Raw genomic sequence first — 20,427 nt, 5'->3', positions numbered from 1 at the left:
GGAGTGAGAACGATAGAAGGCATCCAGAATGACTATCCTTATAAAAACCTTAAAAATCATGGCGTCAGGTGTTGTTTTCGTTTCAGGTATAACCACCGCCTCCAGTACCGTCTATTTCTTGCCAGAGGCAAAATCAGCAGGTGTCGCAAGCAGCGACAAAAACGCCCTGATGTTTCTCGGGATGGACAGGGATGTAAATCTGAAGGGGATATGCTTCGCGATGACAAAGCAATCCTCATCAATCGTTCCGCTGGTAGATATCACTGCTACAACTGATAACGGTAGATTCACGATGCACGGGTTACGCCCTAATGTCAGTGATACTAAAGAAGTCGCTTGTTCCTTCGGGTCCGAAGCTGGTGATTTCTTGACTGGCATTTCGAAGTCAACAGCCGTTAACGTGAAGCTGGATTTCAATGGCGATATCCGCAATTACAGTTTCGACACCACAGAGTTCGGAAAAATGTTGACTGCCAATGGGAAAGGCCTGTGGGAAAAAGCAGCTAAAGACTACGCTCAGGGAGTACGTGCACCCGTTTTCTATAGCAGCGGTAGCGAAGCTCCCAAAAACAATGCAGTAACCTCAAACGTCGATACACACAGTTATAAAGCAAGCGATGAGAAACTTAATTCGGTCTGGAAAAGCCTTAGCCCTGAAACCCGAAAACGATTGCTTCCTTCTCAAAGAGAATGGATAAAGCACAAATCCGGCTGCAATAATGAACAGAAATGTCTTACCGACATGACGAACAATCGCATTCGTGAACTGGAGTCTGAAAATGGAAAATGATGCACTGACTTTGGTTTTAAAAAACGATTGGGTAGCTTCGTCTTCTGGTAATAACTATACCGGAAAATACACGGTTGGACGGTTTCACCTGACAGATGCTTTCATCGTTGTGTATATGAAGCTGATACATGGAATTGAAATACCCGATTTATGGGTCAGTAGCAGCTTCACTAACATACCAGATACCGATACCCGAAGGGTTATGTATATGGAAGGCTGCGATATGTTATCGAAAGATACAATGAACGAAATCCGTAATGCAGTGAAGTCCCCGCCTGACAAGCTGAAAATATATCGTAATGGAGAGCGTATTGTTAAGATAGAAGTTATGGAGAAACAAAATGATCTCAAAATTTAAAAAGTCAACGAAAATTGTTGCCTTCTTCGGACTTTATATATTGAACGGAATAGCAATAACACCCAGCCAAGCCAGAACATCTGAATCAATACATTTCTCGAACGGAGGTTCAGCATCTTTACAACAAAACGAACAATCAACAAAGCCATCTATAATCGATATACTTCCAAGACTCTATACAACCGAAGAAGTTTATGCACGATTTCAGGAACATGAGTTCAGAGCAACAAATGACTTCAAAAAGTGCCGATTGATGGTTACAGGAAAAATAAAAAAGATTAGCGCAGCCACCTTCAGTAAAAATCCGTTAGTAACGTTACACATCCCTGATTCAAGTGAAGGCTTGAAGTTCTTTTTCGAAAATACGGAATACAATAACAATACTGTAGCAGCATTAAACGTGGGCGATACAGTGATTATTTCTGGCTGGAATGCACGACCAGGAACATTTGGGGGCATTTTCTTCGATGATTCGCAAATCATGACAAAAATGGTTTCAAAGAAGAAGAGGCAAATGCTGGCTTTAAATGGCGGAATTTATGATCGGGAAATTTGTCATAAGTAGCATTTTTGTCGTTTAATATTATAAATAGTAGAAATCCACCTTCATAGAAGGTGGCATATACTCCTCCCTAGATAAGTTTTGCAAACAGCTAAAAAGAAGTCTCTGCCAACCCTGTAAAATTTTAGTATAAAATAGAAAATCCCAGAATCAAAAATCTTAATTTTAGTGAGTATGTGTTCATTGGCTATATTCACCACTTATCGATGATAACAAATTATTTCTTCTATCTTTTGCATAGGAACGCCAAGCCTAATCAATAGTGCCAGTTTTGTAAGTATCTCCGTAGCCTGCATATGTTTATAGATTTTGCTTGGTGTTTCTGAAAACAATGGCTGGTGTATAATTTGATTTCGCGACTTACATACTTCATTGATACTTATTTTTTTAAGATCTAACTTAATAACAACCGATTCAGGAAGGCTTTTTATAAAATGATGGATGCAACTTTCAGTATTGTGCTTACTCTTATTTGTTCTCTTTATCGCACGAATGAAATCACCAAGTGGTGCGCCTGGAAATTTCTTGGCTAATAAACACCTTGATCTATTCAACAATTTTGATAATAACGCTTCATCGACATAACATGATTTTCTTATCGTCATGGATTCAATCATCCTATAAAAACCAAGAAACTTTTCTTCATTGCTGTGAACCATGGAGTAAGTCACATATTTTTTAACGAGTTCTTTGATCTCGTGGTTTTCAGGATTAAAATATCCCTCCCAAACAGAATCAGGAAAATTTTTCTCTGAGTCATCGTGATATATAGTCGAATAGGTTAAAAACATGCCAGTATTGATAGTTTTATGATCTTCTTTTTTTTCTTTTATGTAAATCTGAATGTTTTCTCGCCCATAGTTAGAAACACTATTAGTTTTAATATTTGATATCATTAGCGAACCACCAATGAAGAACCTTAATATCATATATAAATCAATATAGTTTTCGATTAACCTATCAAGTCCAACAGGCTTTTCAAAGGAAACCGTAACATGAGGTTCAACGTCCATTCCTACTGTATGCAAACCACTTAAGCCACCGTATCGATATGAATAATACAATCCAATCTTTCCGAGTCCGTCTATATTTTTCTCAAACTCAACACAATCATCATCATTAGGTAATTTATTTGAAAACCCAAGCCCACATTCTATTATTTTATCTAACTTACGAGTACTGCCAGACCATTTTTTTATATTTTCTCCATGAATGCTTACACTGGTAAATAAAGAGTTAGTATTCACCCTTGATTTTGAATATAAGAAACCCTGAGCGGAGAATGTATAAGTATTGAATCTTCCATCAACCCCCATTCTCATAAAAGAGCTTTCATGTAATTCCAAACCAAACAAAAGATAATAGCGAGTGCCTTTCTGAAACAAAATTGAATTCAATGCCATAACTTCTGAGTATGCACGATTCATTTTACTATTAAAATCAAGCAATCGAATTTCTATTCCATCATCATCTATTGACAATTCTGAAACATAATTACCTCCATCTATTGTTACATACCCTGTAAGACACTCATTGACATTATCTGTATAATAATCAATCTCATCCATAATCATTCATCCTGTTCATGCATCAAACTTTAAACTCGTTAGATTATGTTTATAACAATAGCACGTAAAGATCATCACTTTGATGGTTTTAGTGAGAATAAACCCGCTACTACACACAGAAGACAGCATCCCAATATTGATTAGACTTTATGAATCATCTTGCTCATGTTGTATCCCATTGGCTATTTTAGCCAAGATTCAAACAGAAGTTGCTCATGAGCACAAGATATCAATAGGGTATAGCTGATTAAGACCATGATACAAAGTATCAATAGGGTTAAATTAGACTCTATTGACAATAATAATACGCACTGTATCATATGGGTATCGATTAGGTATTTAAAAGAGAATTCATGATGAATGTCCGTATCTATTGCCGTGCATCTACCGAAGGCCAACATGCTGATCGTGCATTAGTAAGCCTGCGCGAATTCGCGCAAAGCAAAAACTGGCAAGTAGCCGGAGAGTACATTGAGAATGCCAGCGGTGCGAAGCTGGAGCGTGTGGAACTAATGCATCTTCTTGAACAAGCACAACCCGGCGATCTACTTCTGATTGAAGCGATTGACCGTCTAAGCCGTCTTAAACATGAAGAATGGGCTGAACTCAAAGCTACGTTGAACGGGAAAGGGCTGGTGATCGTATCAATGGACTTACCAACAAGTTGGCAAATGGTTGAAATGTCCGATAACGACCTTACCAGTGGCATTCTTAGGGCAGTCAATGCCATGCTAATCGATATCCTGGCAACAATGGCACGACAAGATTATGAAACTCGTCGTAAACGCCAGGCGCAGGGTATCGCAAGAGCAAAACAGGCAGGTTTGTATACGGGGAAAGAAAAAGATATGGAGGCCCGTGAGACCGTTCGCGAGATGCTTGCACAAAACGTTAAACCAGCCCACATAATGAAGGCGGCAGATATAAGCCGTGCAACCTTTTACCGCATCAAGAAAGAGTTATTAGATCGGACTGGAACTGATAATTTTCAGCAAATAGAATGCAATAGAATCTGATCATACGCTTTGAGCGCGATGCGAAAGTTCGGAATTCTTCTCACAATTAGTGGAGCATTACGTATATTGTATTGCCTTGATCAATGGGGATTAGTTTCAAAGACCTTAATGTGAATAAACCCCTTCCATGCAAAAATTGTTTGATGGTAGGATCTTGCACACATGCAGATGCTTAACTGGCGAGGGTAGACTTATAAACAAATTATGGCTTCATCAACTTCTAACTAGACTAGTAGCACAAAGGTCTACCGATTTTGTAGGAATTGGGGTTATTGCTTATCGAACTATCGAGAACTTGCCTGTAGTTCCTTTAGGGTCGCGCCTTAATGCAGATAAAGGCTTACCCATTTCGGGTACAGACGACGTCTTTAAGGTTCTTGCAATGTTGGCAACTCGCGGAAGCAGTATGCATGATGGTTTTCACCTCATTGAGGCAAAAAGTGGAGATCTCACTCATATTGCGCAATTTGTATCTCCTCCTCTCGATGTTGCTCTTGCCAACCCATTAGCTGTTTGGCCGCAAGGCGCTCGTCAGATGACAGCTAAACTAATATCAACCTTACCGCAAGTGGAAGCTGCTGCTGTAATATCCGCAGAAGGATATATACACATTTATAAAAATGGTTTTGAAGATACAATTGGTGAGATCCAATGAATAACCTTAGTCTAACTACCGCCGAGTTTGAACGCCTACTAAAAGTATTTGGCTGGCTAATGGGGATACTGGGCTTGCTAATTTTTCTTATACAATGGTATTACTTCCAGCAACCAATACCCTCTGCTGCATGGAAGGCATTCAGCACATCGCTTGGTCTTTGTGTTTTATTCTTCGGGGTATTCTCAAAATTAGCCTGGCGGTGGCGGCATCTAGCCAAATGGATGAATCGACCTCTCGTACATGGTGTTTGGGTTGGAGAGCTAAGGTCAGACTACGGTGCTGTTGACGGAAACCGATTGGTCATTCCTATTTTTTTCGTGATACGGCAAACCTATCTAACTCTATCTATTCAATCTTTTACCGAAAGACAGGAAGGAGAATCCCGACTTGAAGCTCTTTTAAGAAGCTCTAAAACAGACGTGACTAGGCTTTGCTATATGTTTGAACTAAGGAAAATTTTTTCAGGCGCGCATTCAATAACAAGCGGTGCAGGGGAATTAAAGTTAGCGGGAGATCAATTATCTTTGAACGGAACATATTGGACTAATACACCAACACACGGAGAGATAACTTTAAGACTCGTCACTCGTGACTGTAAAGGGATAGCATCGTATCAGGAAGCAGAAAATGTGCAACGTAAAGTTTCCGTTAAAAAATAACTCTCTCTTTTTTAATTCTGCTCAGATTTGGTTTTTACTACCCCACAAATTCAAAAAAGGAGGCTAACTACCTCCTTCTATCTTCAACCTAAAACATTTAAATACTTCAGGCAATGTACTTTCATTTAGTGCTAATCCTCAAAAACAGATCCAGGTTTGTTCTGATCAAGGTTGTCAGTGAACGAGACACGAGTGATAGTCATTCCTGAAACCACAAGGACTGAGGGGCCTTATGAGTCGCCGTGGGTACTGTCACGACTACGTAGATGGAGAAAGTTTTTTTCCTGTTGCTTAAGCCAGAACGGATAAAGAAAAAGATTCGTGGGACACGGGAAGTAGCCTGTAGTGGTATTTTTTATCATATCGAAATGTTTTATGACAGAAAGTTTTGCTATCGTTATAATAATATGCGACCACCGAAAAAAAATGGGAAAATATAAACAATAGCTAAGAAGAGTCAATATTATCCGTTGTGATTAGACAAGTTAACATTTCTTCCACCTACCTAAATCACGTCTCAATCTTAAAAGTTGATGGAATCTTCGAACCATCAGGAAGGTATGTATGGACTGTTGAAATCATCTCTCCGCCAGGTCCAAGCTTGGTAATCAACAAAGCTACAAAATTCGCTCCGACAGTTTCATCCTTTACGATCTGTAACATAGACAGATCGTCTTTTCTGCTTGGATATGGCTCAAATGAAGGGTGTGAGTGCCATTCACCGATATAATTGAAGCGTACATAATCGTATCCAGTTTCTTTAAAAAAAGCACGGAGCCCACCAATAGCATCCTCAATACGTCTGATAAAGGATGCAAACGTACCATGACGATGTATGGTTATTTCACGAACGATGAAAACATTATTCCCGATATTTTCACCCATAAGAATACCGCCGACTTCACGTTGACCAGCTTTTCGGAGCGCTGCCTTCATTAAATTATGTTGCTTAGTCGGTAGAATCAGAGTTAGCACTTTGTTTTCCTTCATACATATTTATCAATACCTTTGCAACTTCGACCCTATCTTCATCCCTCACAGCATTTTCGTCACGTTCCCAGCCCTCTCCACTTATTTCAACTGGCCGTGTGTCAAACGGCTCCTCGAAAATCCATTCACGACGCATACCAAGCAAGTACAAAGAATACGGGAATTCGCTTGGCTCTCTGCATAAAGCAGTATCCACAGCCAGCCGTGTCAGTGCAGTGGTAATAAACCCCACGTCGCTGTCGTATGCAATAAGTGGTTGTTCATCACTCCCATCGTAACTAGCCATATTCTTAAAAGGTGCTTCGGGGAGGGTTGAGAGATAAGAATGGTAAGCGTCACGCACAGCTAATGGATTTGGGTCGTGTTTGGGGCGTGCTCGCGCGATCATGCCTCCGTAACCACCTGCGAATATCTCCCCCCAGCACATAGGTATTCTATTTCGCCGGGCAGTCGCTGCTAACAACAAAAAGACTTCTGGATTAGCTGTGGCGTCGATCAACAAATCGCAATTAGACAGATCTTTTAGTGCAGCTGCTGCTGTCACCGCCGACTCTTGCCCCGCAAGACGAATAATCTTTACATCCACTTTCACTCCAGCCGCTATAAGCGCTAAAGTATTGCTTACAGCCCATGCCTTATGCGCTCCCACTTGGGCCCACCCCAACTCATGACGCACCAAGTTGCCCGGCGTGAGATAATCGTCATCGACTAATAAGAACTGTCTAACACCTGAACGAGCAAGTGAAATCGCAAGTTTGCTGCCTACGGATCCCAGCCCAACAATTCCTATGCGGACCTTACTCAACTTCTGTGATTCTTCCGAAAGCCTTAAGGCTGAGTTCGGAGAGCTGACAACTCGATGTTCCCGCAGCACTGGTTGCTCCCCAGAATCTATCAGGAATACTCGCAGTGATGTCCACTCTTTGCCTAGTAATATGATCGTCTTAGCCTTGTACTTATCCCCTTCCTTAACCAGAACATCATCGGTGTTAAAACCGGCCATCATCAACATCTGGATTAATGCTTCTACGGAATCTAAGGATTGCCTCTGGCTAAAGTAGTCGCTTCTAAAGACCCAACCCTCATAAGATAATGACAAAATACTAACAAAATCGATGAGCCCTTGAGGGATATCGGAAACATTTCGCAGTTCATCCTGTGCGTCAGCGACTCTTGCTATGAACATTACCGCCGACCCTTCGTTATACACCGTTGAAGATGATATTCGGGTTCTGGACGGAAGTGGGAGCACAGTTAATATATGTTCAACTTCGGAGGTAGGGACATAACGTCGAAATATAAAATTAAGGTTCTGCCCCTCTGTCAAGCGATGCGCAGAGGGAACAGAATGAGGTAACTCAGGATGCTGTTCAGTACTTAGCAACTCGTATGCACTGCGTACCATATCTGCACCAGTCACATTGCTATGCCAGTTATCTGCCCGCCACTGCAAGCACAGTGAGCCACCCACGCCATATTGATGACTAGTCCACCGCTCTGATTTATCTCGCGGACGTATATAGGGCGGAGAATCCGGGAACGCATCCGGATATGTCATCTCCCCTGCAAACAATCGTCCATGGATATACATGTCGATATCAACGGTAATCGAGCCCTCTTCAGATATACGCCAAGCTGTGCTTAGCCAACCTGTCTCGGTTTCAAGATGCGTGAGTTCATCCTTCTCCCTCAGGAAACGCACGGGATCGTCCATAGCCCACTTCATCAGGCAAATCCCGATGATTTGTTAGGTTGTACGGGATGACTAGGAAAAGATAAAGTAGTCGAGGCAGCAACCGCAGGCCGTAACAGCGATTTAGATGTAGTGGTAAACTGAGCACTGAAATTGAATCGCCACGGATAATCTAGACACTTCCGAGCCGTTGATAATACTGGTTTTCATATTCTGTCGGTGACATCTGATCGCTAGAACCATGCCGACGCTTACTGTTATAAAACATTTCGATGTAATCAAAAATATCACTGCGGGCTTCTTCCCGCGTTCCGTAGATCTTTTTCTTTATCCGTTCGCGTTTCAACAACTGGAAAAAGCTTTCTGCGACCGCATTATCATGGCAGTTACCGCGACGGCTCATGCTGCCCTCCAGGCCGTGTGATTTCAGGAACGACTGCCACTCATGGCTTGTGTACTGACTGCCCTGATCCGAATGAACCAGCACCTGTTTTTGGGGATTACGCCGCCATACAGCCATCAGCAGTGCGTTCAGGACAATGTCCTTTGTCATCCGGGATTGCATGGACCAGCCGATAATTTTGCGTGAGAACAGATCAACAACCACAGCAAGATACAGCCAGCCTTCGTGGGTCCTGATATAGGTTATGTCGGTTACCCAACGCTCATCCGGAGCATCCGGATTGAACTGTCGCTGGAGCCTGTTGGGCGACACGATACTGGCCTCGCCTTTACGTGCCCGCGGGCTCTGGTATCCGACCTGAGCCTTTATCCCGACACGTTTCATCAGTCGCCAGACTCTGTTGACTCCGCACTGTTGCCCGCTGTCCCGCAGATCCAGATGGATCTTGCGATAACCATAGACGCATCCCGATTCCAGCCAGAACTGTTTAATCTGTCCTGTCAGTCTCAGGTCTGCCCGATGGCGTTGTGAATGCGGCTGCTGAAGCCATGCGTAAAAGCCACTGGGATGAACATCCAGCACCCGACAGAGCAGGCGAACAGGCCAGCAACGGGCGTTGTCACGGATAAAGGCGTACCTCAGTCGGACAGTTTTGCGAAGTACGCCGCGGCTTCCTGAGAAACTCCCGGTTCACACGCATAACTCGGGATCTTGCTGGAGAGAGTAACCCAGTGATTTTGCCCTTCGTTTAAGCCCGTCGAGTACGCGATTACGGTAGCGCTCTTCATAATAATCCGCGCCAGGATCGACATATTTCTGACCGTATTTAAGGGCATTGTAGAACAGTATTGCCAGTTTTCTTGCCGTTGCAGTGACTGCTTTTGCTTTCCCGATACGGGATGATAATCGACGATAAAAAGCACCCAGCGCTGTATCGCTCCGGCCAATTGTTGTGGCTGCCAGTCTTAGTGCAGCAGCAATTCGACTGGATGAACGCCGTGTTTTCGAGGACAGTACTTTTCCACCGGAGATCTTATTCCCCGGGGACAAACACAGCCACGAGGTAAAATGGCTCGCATCCGGCCAGCGATTCATGTCAGTACCGCATTCGGCAACGAATTTTAGTGCCAGATAAGGTCCGAACCCATGTATCTGTGTCAGGTCTGCTCCGGTAATTTTCCAGAGTAATGGCCTGACATCAAAGGAAAGCTGATTGGGCTGTTTTGTACGATGTCTGGCGGAGGGCAATACTCCTTCAGGCTCTTCAGTTCCGGTGCTGAGCTGCAATAATGAAGTTTCGATTTGATCATCACACTCACGGATTTTTTCCTGGTAAAAATCGAAAAATGCCACCGACTGTTCAAGTGCAAAAAGATGTTCAGGCTGCCAGTTCCCTGTCAGTGCCTGTTGAAGAACCTCTGGCGTCTTTTTACATCTGACATCACGATACTGGATCAATACTGAAGGATCGCGCTCACCACTGACAATAGCTCTGACGATTGAAAGACCGGTAACGCCAGTAATATCCGATACGGCATGATGCAATTGAACATTCATCTGCATCAACGCCTTCTGCATATGTTGGATATGAGCAGCCCGGTATTCAGTCAGGCGTTCCCGTTGTCTCAAATAAGACCTGAGTACGGAAATGTCGTGTTCAGGTCTGAAACTGGCCCGAAGAAGGCCAAATGAATGCAGCTTCTGCAGCCACTGTGCGTCATTGACATCAGTCTTGCGACCGGGAACATTTTTTGCGTCTCTGGCATTAACAAGGATCACATTGAAACCCGCAGCCTCAAGGATCTCAAAAGCAGGCAACCAGTAAACGCCAGTGGACTCCATGGCAATGGTCGTAATGTGACAGGTTTTGAGCCAGTCGGACATCCGATGAAGGTCGCCAGTGAAACTTTGAAAAGTTCTGACCGGCTCGGCGTCAGCATCCGGTGGAACGGCGACTACGTGGAATTCAGCGCCAATATCAACGCCCGCAGCATGAGGATGGATAACAGACATTCGGGAGGATTTTTTCATGGAAATCTCCTTGCTCATTTTTCGATGAACGAAGGAGGGGACGACGGAGAAATCACCTTCCTGAACGGGATCAAAGTCACCACTGCCGGATCCGCCACAGTCCCTGAACCATGTTTTTTTACGGGGTCATACCACCAAAAGGCCGACGGCTGCTTCCTTCGCTAAATTAGCCTGCCAACTTTTCCGGGGAGTTTCTGAGACTCAGGACGGGGTTTCACCCATGGACAGTTTTTTAATATGTCCCGTTCGTCAGTAACCCGCTTCAGCTCTTTCTGGAGACGGCGGATCTCGGTCTGAGCATCTGACTGTTCTTTATGAGTGGAGGAATCCGGACCGTACTTCTTTATCCAGGCGTAAAGGCTGTGGGTGGTGATATCGAGACGTGTTGCCACGCTGGAAACAGAATAACCACGATCAACAACCTGTTTGACTGCTTCAATTTTAAACTCTTCGGGATAACGCTTACCGCTCATGGGCACCTCTCTTTAAGCCATCTTAAATGACTCTGAGGTGTCTGTTAAACCCGTGGCGATTCACTATCTCGGAAATCGTTGATTCAAGTTCTCGAGAACTGCTTGAAGAGTTGAACAACAAACGTAAGAAGTCACAAATATGGCCCTTGGTCATGTGCCTTTCGATTGCGCTATTACTTTACGGTTTTTCACAAGCATGGCCTGAGTGGTGCCTCGCTATAGGATTTATTGTAGGGGTAGCAATATCTGTTTTTGCTTACATGTACGATCAGCTAAGAAAGACTACTGTGCTTTTTTATGATTTTGATGATCAAATGATGGCATGTTACCAGCAACTCCATGATAGTGGAGCCAAGCTCGCAAGCTGCTCAAAAGTTTGGCATATAGAAGCTTCTGGAGCCGTTTATGATCCCAAATATCATGCAGGGGCTGGTAACTTACTACGCAGAAAAGTAACCTCTATCAGCAAATCAAAGCCTCCCTTTGTTAAAACAAATGTTGAGACGATTGCTATCAATGTCGGTCGCCAAACATTACATTTTTTTCCAGATAGAGTTCTCGTTTATGACCGTGAAGGTGTAGGCGCTGTTGGTTATAACCAGCTATTCGTTAATGTTGCCGACAGTCGATTCATTGAAAGCGAAGGTGTACCTGGAGATGCCATAGTCGTTGGAAGGACATGGAAGTATGTGAACAAGTCTGGAGGCCCAGACAGAAGATTTAAAGACAATTCAGAACTTCCTATATGCCTGTATGAAAATCTTTCGTTTACAAGTCATTCTGGACTAAATGAGTTATTACAACTGTCTAAAACTGGCTATGGAGAAAGCTTTTCACATTCAATTGAAACACTTAGCAAAAAAGTCATTTCTGCTTAGCGATGTCTTTTTTACACTGCGAATAATTGACTATTAGGCTTGCCCTCTGGCATTCCTGGAATGGGGCTTGAAATGGACGGTGCGGTACAGCACGCGCCGCAATCTGGACGACAATCCATAAACGCTCTCTTTCGCTGACGAAGGCCCGCGCAGCCGGGCATCGCGCGCACAGTAACACCTTTTGCGTATTGATAGCAAAAGCCACGAATTCCTCTTGCCTGAAAGGCCGCGCACGAGTAATTTGGCGCGATATTTTTTACCTTCCGTATACAGGATTACTGCAATGCCAAGAGCGAACGAAATTAAGAAAGGTATGGTACTGAATTACAACGGCAAACTGCTGATTGTGAAAGATATCGATATTCAGGCACCTAGCGCCCGTGGTGCAGCGACGCTGTACAAAATGCGTTTCGCCGATGTGCGTACCGGTCTGAAAGTTGAAGAACGTTTTAAAGGTGACGATATCGTTGATACCGTGACACTGACCCGTCGCTATGTCGATTTTTCCTATATCGACGGCAACGAATACGTGTTCATGGATAAAGAAGATTACACCCCGTATATCTTCACCAAAGATCAGATTGAAGAAGAGCTGCTGTTTATTCCTGAAGGCGGTATGCCAGACATGCAGGTTCTGACCTGGGATGGAGTGCTGCTGGCTCTGGAACTGCCTCAGACCGTCGATCTGGAAATCGTTGAAACGGCACCGGGTATCAAAGGCGCATCTGCAAGCGCCCGCAACAAACCAGCAACCCTGACAACTGGACTGGTTGTGCAGGTGCCAGAATACCTGTCTGCAGGCGAGAAAATTCGCATCCATATTGAAGAAAAACGCTATATGGGTCGTGCTGACTAACACAAAAAACCCGGCTTTGCGCCGGGTTTTTCTTTTACAGCAAGTCAGGATACTTCGTCATCTTCAGCGCCAGCTCTATGCCGCGCACTTCCGCCATCCCTTTCAGACGACCGATTGCCGAATAACCTGGGTTCGTTTTCTTACGCAGATCGTCCAGCATCTGATGCCCGTGATCCGGACGGAATGGAATAGGACGCACATCGCCAACCTGCTTACGACGTACTTCTTCCGCCAGGATGGCATCCACCACCGCGACCATATTTACATCACCGCCAAGGTGCGCTGCCTCGTGGAAGGTTTTTGGGTTCTCTTCACGACAGGTCGCGCGCAGGTGAGTAAAGTGAATACGATCGCCGAAGGTTTCAATCATCCGCACCAGATCGTTATCCGCACGCACGCCGTAGGAGCCGGTGCACATGGTAAAGCCGTTGTAGATGCTGTCTACCGTCTCTTTCAGCCACTGCATATCTTCAATCGTCGAGACGATACGCGGCAGGCCGAGAATAGGACGCGGAGGATCGTCCGGATGTATCGCCAGGCGAACGCCCGCTTCTTCTGCGACGGGCACAATCGCGCGCAGGAAGTACGCCATGTTTTCACGAAGCTGATGCTTATCAATGTCGCCATATTCCGCCAGACGTGCACGGAACTGTTCCAGCGTATAGCCCTCTTCCGCACCTGGCAGACCAGCAATGATATTGCGGGTCAGCTTTTCGATGTCAGCATCACTGGCGGCGTTAAACCACGCGCGCGCCTGCTGTTGCTCTTCCGCGGTGTAATCCGCTTCGGCGCCAGGACGTTTCAGAATGTGCAGTTCAAATGCCGCAAAGGCAATTTGATCGAAACGCAGTGCTTTTGAACCGTCCGGCATCTGATATTCAAGGTCAGTGCGCGTCCAGTCCAGGATAGGCATGAAGTTATAGCACACCGTATCAATGCCGCAGGTCGCCAGGTTGCGAATACTCTGCTGATAGTTGGCAATCCAGGTCTGGTACTCCCCTGAATGGGTTTTGATATCTTCATGAACCGGAATGCTTTCCACCACAGACCAGGTTAATCCCTTCTCTGCCAGCAGCGCCTGACGCTTTTGAATTTCATCAACCGGCCATACCTGGCCGTTAGGAATATGATGCACTGCCGTGACGACACCCGTTGCGCCAGCCTGACGCACATCATCAAGAGAAACCGGATCGTTCGGCCCGTACCAACGCCAGGTTTGTTCCATTGCCTCACCCTCTTAAGTTGTTATACCAATATGCGTTACCGCAATGACGACTACCATACATGTTTACCATGAAGGGTCAACATACCGCCACGCATTGATTGATCAAACTCACAGAACAGGGATATTTACGGCTTACCAATTTTATTTGCTGTCATATAACTTTACACTGGCATTGTTAATTAATGGTTAATCAGGTGTGTATCTCATGAAGACAATTGCCTCCACCGCCCTTCCTGCCCATGTTCAGCAACCGCGCTACGATCGTCAGCAATTACGCTCTCGCATCGTCCATTTTGGCTTTGGCGCGTTTCACCGCGCGCACCAGGCATTGTTAACAAATCGGGTGCTGAATGAGAAAGGCGGCGACTGGGGAATATGTGAGATTAGCCTCTTTAGCGGTGATGTGCTGATGAGCCAGCTGCGTGCGCAGGATCACCTGTTCACCGTTCTGGAGAAAGGTGCAGAAGGAAATGAGGCAATTATCGTCGGTGCCGTCCATGAATGCCTGAACGCAAAGCTGGACTCTCTGCCCGCTATTATTGAGAAATTTTGTGAGCCTCAGGTGGCGATTGTGTCGCTCACCATCACGGAGAAAGGTTATTGCATCGATCCCGCCACCGGTAAATTGGATCTGCAAAACCCGCGGATTATCCACGATCTGGAAAATCCATCTGAGCCGCATTCCGCCCCGGGGATCCTTGTCGAAGCGCTCCATCGTCGCCGTGAGCGCGGCTTACCTGCTTTTACCGTGCTTTCTTGCGACAATATCCCTGACAACGGCCATGTGGTGAAAAATGCCGTTCTGGGAATGGCGCAAAAACGCTCTCCGGCACTCGCTGCGTGGATTGATAGCCACGTGAGTTTTCCCGGAACCATGGTCGACAGGATTGTTCCTGCTGCAACAGAGGCCTCACTGGCAGAAATCACCGAAACGCTCGGCGTTGAAGATCCGTGCGCCATCAGCTGCGAACCGTTTATTCAGTGGGTGGTGGAAGATAATTTTGTTGCCGGCCGTCCGGCGTGGGAAGTGGCGGGCGTCCAGATGGTGCAGGATGTTCTGCCGTGGGAGCAGATGAAGTTACGCATGCTTAACGGCAGCCACTCTTTCCTGGCTTATCTCGGGTATCTCGCCGGCTATGCGCATATCAATGAATGTATGGAAGACGCAGCCTTCCGCAAAGCCGCCCGTCGGCTCATGCTCGATGAACAGGCACCCACATTACGCATTAAGGATGTCGATCTCACCGCATACGCCGATAGCCTGCTTGAACGCTTTGCTAACCCGGCCTTGCAGCACCGTACCTGGCAAATTGCAATGGACGGTAGCCAGAAGCTGCCCCAGAGAATGCTGGACGGGATCCGCGTCCATCTTGAGCGAAAAACGCCGTGGCTGCTGCTGGCTCTGGGCGTGGCCGGCTGGATACGCTACGTCAGCGGGACTGACAAACACGGAAACACAATTGACGTCCGCGATCCCCTCAGCGATAAAATCCGCGCGATTGTCGACGCCAGCAGCGACGACGATCGCGTCAACGCGCTGCTGGGGCTGAACGAGGTCTTTGGACACGATCTCGCCCAAAATAGCGTTTTTGTTGAAGCTGTCAGCCAGGCATATCAGCGCATTGCCCGCCACGGTGCACGTCAGGCTGTTATTGAAACGTTAAATCTTTAACGATTATTGCGCTTAACACGAACGGAGGTGACCTCCGTTCGCCCTTCCCCTTCTCATTGCGCCCTTTTTTCGCCAGGATAAGAGATAATTGTTATAGCATCACAATTCTCTTCTGGAGCGCACGTGACCAAAACCAACCTCATCACCGGTTTTCTCGGCAGCGGTAAAACCACCTCAATTCTTCACCTGCTGGCGAACAAAGATCCGGCCGAGAAATGGGCCGTTCTGGTCAATGAATTTGGCGAAGTGGGCATCGACGGCGCATTACTGTCGGACAGCGGCGCGATGATCAAAGAGATCCCAGGCGGATGCATGTGCTGCGTCAATGGTTTGCCCATGCAGGTAGGACTCAATACGCTGCTGCGTCAGGGCAAACCCGATCGCCTGCTGATTGAACCCACCGGGCTGGGTCACCCGAAGCAGATCCTTGATTTACTGACCGCACCGGTTTACGAGCCGTGGATTGATCTGCGCGCCACCCTGTGCCTGCTTGACCCTCGTCAGCTTCTGGATGATAAAGCGGTAGCCAACGAGAACTTCCGCGATCAACTCGCCTCAGCAGACATTATCGTTGCTAATAAAGAAGATCGCGCCACGGCTGAAAGCCAGGCCGCGCTGGACGCGTGGTGGCAACATTTCGGGGGTAATCGTCAACGAGTGCAGACCACCCAGGGGAGGATTGATATCTCCCTGCTTGATCTTCCTCGCCTGAACATAGTGGAACTTCCGGCCAGTGCAGAGCATGCCCATAGCCACCCGGTGAAACAGGGTCTGGCTGCCCTCAGCCTGCCGGAACACCAGCGCTGGCGTCGTAATCTGAATAGTGGCCAGGGGTATCAGGCCTGTGGATGGATCTTCGATGCAGATACCGTTTTTGACACCATCGGGATCCTTGAGTGGGCCAGACTTGCTCCGGTCGATCGCGTTAAAGGGATCATGCGCACACCAGACGGACTGGTACGGATCAACCGTCAGGGTGAAGATTTCTTCATTGAAACGCAAAATGTTGCCCCGCCGGACAGCCGAATAGAGTTAATTAGTGCGGTTAACGCCGACTGGAATGCCCTGCAGTCCAGCCTGTTGAAGCTTCGTTTAAGTTTGGGCGGCTAACGTTGCCCCTGTTTTCACTCTTTGCTGAACGTTATGACGACTCGATTTCCCCTGATATTACTGCTTAATGTCGCCGGTCTGGCGCTCTTTTTCTCCTGGTATATCCCGGCGAATCATGGTTTCTGGTTCCCGCTGGATTCTGCAATCTTTCACTTCTTCAACCAGGAGCTGGTGAAAAGCAATGCCTTTCTGTGGCTGGTAGCTATCACCAACAACCGCGCCTTCGACGGTTTTTCGTTGCTGGCAATGGGCTGCCTGATGCTCTCCTTCTGGTTGAAAGAGGATAAAGCAGGGCGTCGGCGTATTATGATTATCGGTCTGGTGATGCTGCTGTTTGCCGTGGTCATTAACCAGCTGGCAACCTCGATTATTCCGGTTAAGCGCTCCAGCCCAACGCTCTTCTTTAGCGATATTTATCGCGTCAGTGAGTTGCTGCATATTCCAACAAAAGATGCCTCGAAGGACAGTTTCCCTGGCGACCACGGCATGATGCTGCTTATTTTTTCCGCAGTTATGCTTCGTTATTTCGGCAAAAAAGCCTTTGCAATAGCCCTGATTATTTTTGTGGTTTTTGCTTTTCCACGCGTAATGATTGGCGCCCACTGGTTCACCGATATTGCCGTCGGTTCGCTCTCCGTTGCTCTGATTGCTCTACCGTGGTGTTTGATGACACCGTTGAGCGACGGGATAATAGCGCTGTTTGATCGCTATCTTCCCGGAAAAACGCAACAACAATTAAACAAATAACTAACCTAAATTAACGTTAGCTATCAGGGATCGACATGATCCCTGACAGGTCTCCTGCCGCGATCTTTTCTCACTGTCATATTCCTGTCATCACATTCATGATAAAAATGAATCAATTACGCGATAAGGTGGCGGATCTGTCGGTATTTTGAGCATTTCCATGTTTTTACTTTCTGTATCACAATTTCTTATAAAAAAAAGGCTTTTTTTACTCGCAATACCCCAGGCAATCGGTTAATCTCGAACTCGTTTTGCCCCATAGAGATAATTATTTCACTGGCTAATAATTTTGTGCGCTGTGCCACAAATGTGAGCAGAAAGAATTGTCTCAATGTGAACAGATAATTAGTCTCGTCACGTTTGGCATTTTTATAACGATATTTGTCGTTAAGGACTTCAAGGGAAAATAAACAAAATGGTCAAATCTCAACCGTTTCTGAGATATATCTTACGGGGGATCCCGGCGATAGCAGTCGCGGTACTGTTGTCTGCATGTAGTACATCGAACACCGCAAAGAATATGCATCCTGAGACGCGTGTTGTGGGAATGGAAGATTCCTCGTCACTGCAAGCCTCTCAGGATGAATTTGAAAATATGGTACGTAATCTGGACGTGAAGTCCCGCATTATGGACCAGTATGCTGACTGGAAAGGCGTGCGTTACCGTCTTGGCGGCAGCACGAAAACAGGTATTGATTGTTCCGGTTTTGTACAGCGTACTTTCCGTGAGCAATTCGGGTTAGATCTTCCGCGTTCGACTTACGAACAGCAGGAGATGGGCAAGTCGATTTCACGTACTAAACTGCGCACCGGTGACTTAGTTCTGTTCCGCGCCGGTTCTACAGGTCGACATGTGGGCATCTATATTGGTAATGACCAGTTTGTACATGCCTCCACCAGTAGCGGTGTGACCATTTCCAGCATGAACGAACCGTACTGGAAAAAGCGCTACAACGAAGCGCGCCGCGTACTGACCCGCAGTTAATATGGAAATTGTATCGTTGGTTATCCCTTGGCTGGCGATATGATGAAAAAAAGCACTGCTTCGGCGGTGTTTTTTTTTGCCCGTTACACTGAATACATTCGGCGGCAATTCAGGAACCACAACGTCTATGTTCACCCGCTACTTCTCCAGTAATCGCAAGATACTGATCCTCAGCATTATCACAGGCCTGATCGCTGCCCTGCTCCTGGGTTCATTGCAATTTTTCTGGAGCTACCACAAGCGGGACGTAAAATTCGACACCCTGATTAACGATGTCAACCTCTACATGGAGAGCTATTTCGCAGAGTTAAAAACCTCTATCGACATCCTCCAGCCACTCACGCTGAACAATTGCCACGACGTCAATGCAGAACTGACTTCACGCGCAGCATTTAGCCTCAACGTGCGCGCCTTTTTGTTGGTCAGGGACAAAATTGCGTTCTGTTCATCCGCCACAGGTCCAATGAATGTCCCGATGGAGGAGCTGATACCCGAGCTGCACATTAATAAGCAGATCGATATGGCGTTGCTTCCAGGCACCCCGATGTTGCCCAACAAGCCCGCGATTGCCATCTGGTATCGTAACCCGTTAGTTAAAGATGGCGGTGTGTTCACCTCGGTGAATATCAATCTGACACCTTATCTGCTCTACACAGCCCGCCAGGACGAGTTCGCTGGCATCGCCATCATCATTGGCGATTATGCTCTAACGACGATGTCCAGCAAGCTGGTCAAAGCGCGTGATTTAGATGAAGCACCGAGCCGCATCGCTACGCTGAAAAACGTCCCCCTGACCATTAAACTGTATGCGGACGCCTGGACCAGCGATGAAATACTTTACGCTCTGTTCTTCGGACTGGTGTGCGGCATTGCGGCCGGATCGCTCAATTACTATATTCTCAGCATACGGCTGAATCCGGGTAAAGAGATTTTAAGCGCCATTAAGCGCGATCAATTCTATGTGGTCTATCAACCTGTGGTGGACGCAAAAGAGCTGAAAATGCGCGGTGTCGAGGTGTTGATGCGCTGGAAACACCCGACCATGGGTGAGATTCCGCCTGACGCCTTTATCAATTTTGCAGAGGCACAGAAGCTGATCGTTCCGCTGACGCTGCATCTTTTTGATCTCATCATTCACGATGCGCCGGTATTACAGACCGTGCTACCGCCGGGCGCAAAACTCGGCATCAACATCGCGCCTGGGCATTTGCATGCGGAAAGCTTCAAAGAAGACATGCTCACCTTCAAAGCGTTACTGCCGCCGGATTACTTCCAGATCGTGCTGGAAATCACCGAGCGCGACATGCTTAATCATCGGGAAGCCAACAGCCTCTTCGAATGGCTGCATAACGAAGGGTTTGAGATAGCCATTGATGATTTTGGTACTGGTCACAGCGCGCTGATTTATCTTGAGCATTTCACCATGGACTATCTCAAGATTGATCGTGGTTTTGTTAATGCGATAGGCACGGAGACCGTGACGTCACCGGTGCTGGATGCAGTCCTGACGCTGGCAAGACGAATGAATATGTTGACCGTCGCCGAAGGGGTGGAAACCCCGGAACAGGCTGCATGGCTACGCGAGCATGGCGTCAATTTCCTGCAGGGCTACTGGATTAGCCGCCCGATGCCACTGGATCAGTTCCGCAACTGGCGGCCTGACGTTTCGCCCGGCAGTGAATAATTTCACATTGCCCGTGACGTCACTTATTATTCAGCTTAACTGAGCTGGTTTGTAAAAGAAGGAGCCGCC

The 20,427-nt window shown here is 46.6% G+C and carries 18 protein-coding genes and 3 pseudogenes; 13 read left to right on the top strand and 8 right to left on the bottom strand.

The annotated features are described in order from the left end of the window. Positions 1 to 28 precede the first annotated feature (28 nt). From AC0XWG_RS15095 to AC0XWG_RS15085, 3 genes are read left to right on the top strand one after another with little or no spacing between them, the layout of a single operon-like run. Positions 29 to 790: a lysozyme inhibitor LprI family protein gene (locus AC0XWG_RS15095; protein ID WP_191979505.1), complete on the top strand. Its 762-nt coding sequence runs from the start codon at positions 29 to 31 to the stop codon at positions 788 to 790. Beyond that, positions 780 to 1,148 carry a hypothetical protein gene (locus AC0XWG_RS15090; RefSeq protein WP_475680783.1) on the top strand — a complete coding sequence of 123 codons (369 nt, stop codon included), beginning with the start codon at positions 780 to 782 and terminating at the stop codon, positions 1,146 to 1,148. Before AC0XWG_RS15095 ends, AC0XWG_RS15090 begins: the two co-directional genes overlap by 11 nt. Continuing rightward, a complete protein-coding gene (locus AC0XWG_RS15085) occupies positions 1,132 to 1,713 on the top strand; it encodes a hypothetical protein (RefSeq protein WP_086813121.1) in 582 nt (193 codons plus the stop codon). The genes AC0XWG_RS15090 and AC0XWG_RS15085 overlap by 17 nt, the downstream gene beginning before the upstream one ends. 197 nt (positions 1,714 to 1,910) lie before the next feature. On the opposite strand, the gene AC0XWG_RS15080 is transcribed toward AC0XWG_RS15085, so the two are convergent. Further along, positions 1,911 to 3,278, bottom strand: a complete 1,368-nt coding sequence (locus AC0XWG_RS15080) for an ApeA N-terminal domain 1-containing protein (protein WP_086812948.1) — start codon at positions 3,276 to 3,278, stop codon at positions 1,911 to 1,913. Between the two features lie 356 nt (positions 3,279 to 3,634). Here AC0XWG_RS15080 and AC0XWG_RS15075 point away from each other — a divergent pair, with 356 nt between their 5' ends. From AC0XWG_RS15075 to AC0XWG_RS15065, 3 genes are all read left to right on the top strand, one after another. After that, positions 3,635 to 4,294: a recombinase family protein gene (locus AC0XWG_RS15075; protein WP_045268793.1), complete on the top strand. Its 660-nt coding sequence runs from the start codon at positions 3,635 to 3,637 to the stop codon at positions 4,292 to 4,294. Between the two features lie 382 nt (positions 4,295 to 4,676). Further along, positions 4,677 to 4,949 carry a hypothetical protein gene (locus AC0XWG_RS15070; protein ID WP_095451861.1) on the top strand — a complete coding sequence of 91 codons (273 nt, stop codon included), beginning with the start codon at positions 4,677 to 4,679 and terminating at the stop codon, positions 4,947 to 4,949. Continuing rightward, positions 4,946 to 5,611, top strand: a complete 666-nt coding sequence (locus tag AC0XWG_RS15065) for a hypothetical protein (protein ID WP_086812946.1) — start codon at positions 4,946 to 4,948, stop codon at positions 5,609 to 5,611. Before AC0XWG_RS15070 ends, AC0XWG_RS15065 begins: the two co-directional genes overlap by 4 nt. A gap of 510 nt (positions 5,612 to 6,121) precedes the next feature. Here the strand turns inward: AC0XWG_RS15065 and AC0XWG_RS15060 are convergent. The 5 genes and pseudogenes from AC0XWG_RS15060 to AC0XWG_RS15040 all read right to left on the bottom strand — a co-directional run. Beyond that, the gene (locus AC0XWG_RS15060; RefSeq protein ID WP_045268795.1) at positions 6,122 to 6,586 is read right to left on the bottom strand and encodes a M67 family metallopeptidase; all 465 of its coding nucleotides are present in this window, start codon (positions 6,584 to 6,586) and stop codon (positions 6,122 to 6,124) included. Further along, a complete protein-coding gene (locus tag AC0XWG_RS15055; protein WP_158656813.1) occupies positions 6,561 to 8,315 on the bottom strand; it encodes a ThiF family adenylyltransferase in 1,755 nt (584 codons plus the stop codon). Before AC0XWG_RS15055 ends, AC0XWG_RS15060 begins: the two co-directional genes overlap by 26 nt. Positions 8,316 to 8,466: 151 nt before the next feature. Beyond that, positions 8,467 to 9,366 (bottom strand): annotated as a pseudogene (locus tag AC0XWG_RS15050) (IS3 family transposase); the annotation flags it as partial. 21 nt (positions 9,367 to 9,387) lie between these two features. After that, positions 9,388 to 10,728, bottom strand: coding sequence for an IS110 family RNA-guided transposase (locus AC0XWG_RS15045; RefSeq protein WP_008786676.1), 1,341 nt, complete (start codon positions 10,726 to 10,728; stop codon positions 9,388 to 9,390). 230 nt (positions 10,729 to 10,958) lie between these two features. Continuing rightward, a pseudogene (locus tag AC0XWG_RS15040) lies at positions 10,959 to 11,201 on the bottom strand (transposase); the annotation flags it as partial. Between the two features lie 110 nt (positions 11,202 to 11,311). On the opposite strand from AC0XWG_RS15040, the gene AC0XWG_RS15035 reads away from it, so the two are divergent. Further along, the gene (locus AC0XWG_RS15035; protein WP_241178936.1) at positions 11,312 to 12,079 is read left to right on the top strand and encodes a hypothetical protein; all 768 of its coding nucleotides are present in this window, start codon (positions 11,312 to 11,314) and stop codon (positions 12,077 to 12,079) included. Between the two features lie 35 nt (positions 12,080 to 12,114). Here AC0XWG_RS15035 and AC0XWG_RS15030 read toward each other — a convergent pair. Beyond that, positions 12,115 to 12,198, bottom strand: a pseudogene (locus tag AC0XWG_RS15030) (YkgJ family cysteine cluster protein); the annotation flags it as partial. 164 nt (positions 12,199 to 12,362) lie between these two features. Here AC0XWG_RS15030 and yeiP point away from each other — a divergent pair. After that, positions 12,363 to 12,935, top strand: coding sequence for an elongation factor P-like protein YeiP (gene yeiP, locus AC0XWG_RS15025; RefSeq protein ID WP_008500940.1), 573 nt, complete (start codon positions 12,363 to 12,365; stop codon positions 12,933 to 12,935). Positions 12,936 to 12,969: 34 nt separating this feature from the next. Here yeiP and uxuA read toward each other — a convergent pair whose 3' ends face one another. Beyond that, positions 12,970 to 14,160 (bottom strand): mannonate dehydratase, encoded by a 1,191-nt coding sequence (gene uxuA / locus AC0XWG_RS15020; RefSeq protein ID WP_475680782.1) that lies wholly within the window; start codon positions 14,158 to 14,160, stop codon positions 12,970 to 12,972. A gap of 205 nt (positions 14,161 to 14,365) precedes the next feature. Here uxuA and AC0XWG_RS15015 point away from each other — a divergent pair, with 205 nt between their 5' ends. The 5 genes from AC0XWG_RS15015 to AC0XWG_RS14995 all read left to right on the top strand — a co-directional run bounded on the left by AC0XWG_RS15015 (position 14,366) and on the right by AC0XWG_RS14995 (position 20,358). After that, positions 14,366 to 15,832 (top strand): mannitol dehydrogenase family protein, encoded by a 1,467-nt coding sequence (locus AC0XWG_RS15015; protein ID WP_206616240.1) that lies wholly within the window; start codon positions 14,366 to 14,368, stop codon positions 15,830 to 15,832. 123 nt (positions 15,833 to 15,955) lie between these two features. After that, positions 15,956 to 16,942 carry a CobW family GTP-binding protein gene (locus AC0XWG_RS15010; protein ID WP_128347429.1) on the top strand — a complete coding sequence of 329 codons (987 nt, stop codon included), beginning with the start codon at positions 15,956 to 15,958 and terminating at the stop codon, positions 16,940 to 16,942. A 33-nt stretch (positions 16,943 to 16,975) separates the two neighbouring features. Further along, a complete protein-coding gene (locus AC0XWG_RS15005) occupies positions 16,976 to 17,689 on the top strand; it encodes a phosphatase PAP2 family protein (protein WP_128347428.1) in 714 nt (237 codons plus the stop codon). Positions 17,690 to 18,104: 415 nt separating this feature from the next. Further along, on the top strand, positions 18,105 to 18,674 hold the full coding sequence (gene mepS / locus AC0XWG_RS15000; protein WP_008500946.1) for a bifunctional murein DD-endopeptidase/murein LD-carboxypeptidase: 570 nt from the start codon (positions 18,105 to 18,107) through the stop codon (positions 18,672 to 18,674). A 127-nt stretch (positions 18,675 to 18,801) separates the two neighbouring features. Next, positions 18,802 to 20,358, top strand: coding sequence for a cyclic di-GMP phosphodiesterase (locus AC0XWG_RS14995; RefSeq protein WP_108090807.1), 1,557 nt, complete (start codon positions 18,802 to 18,804; stop codon positions 20,356 to 20,358). The last annotated feature ends 69 nt before the right edge of the window (positions 20,359 to 20,427 follow it).

The organism is Enterobacter sp. DVT3837, assembly GCF_056238685.1.
The sequence above is the reverse complement of the archived record's forward strand: the minus strand, read 5'-3'. Positions and strand labels throughout refer to the sequence as shown.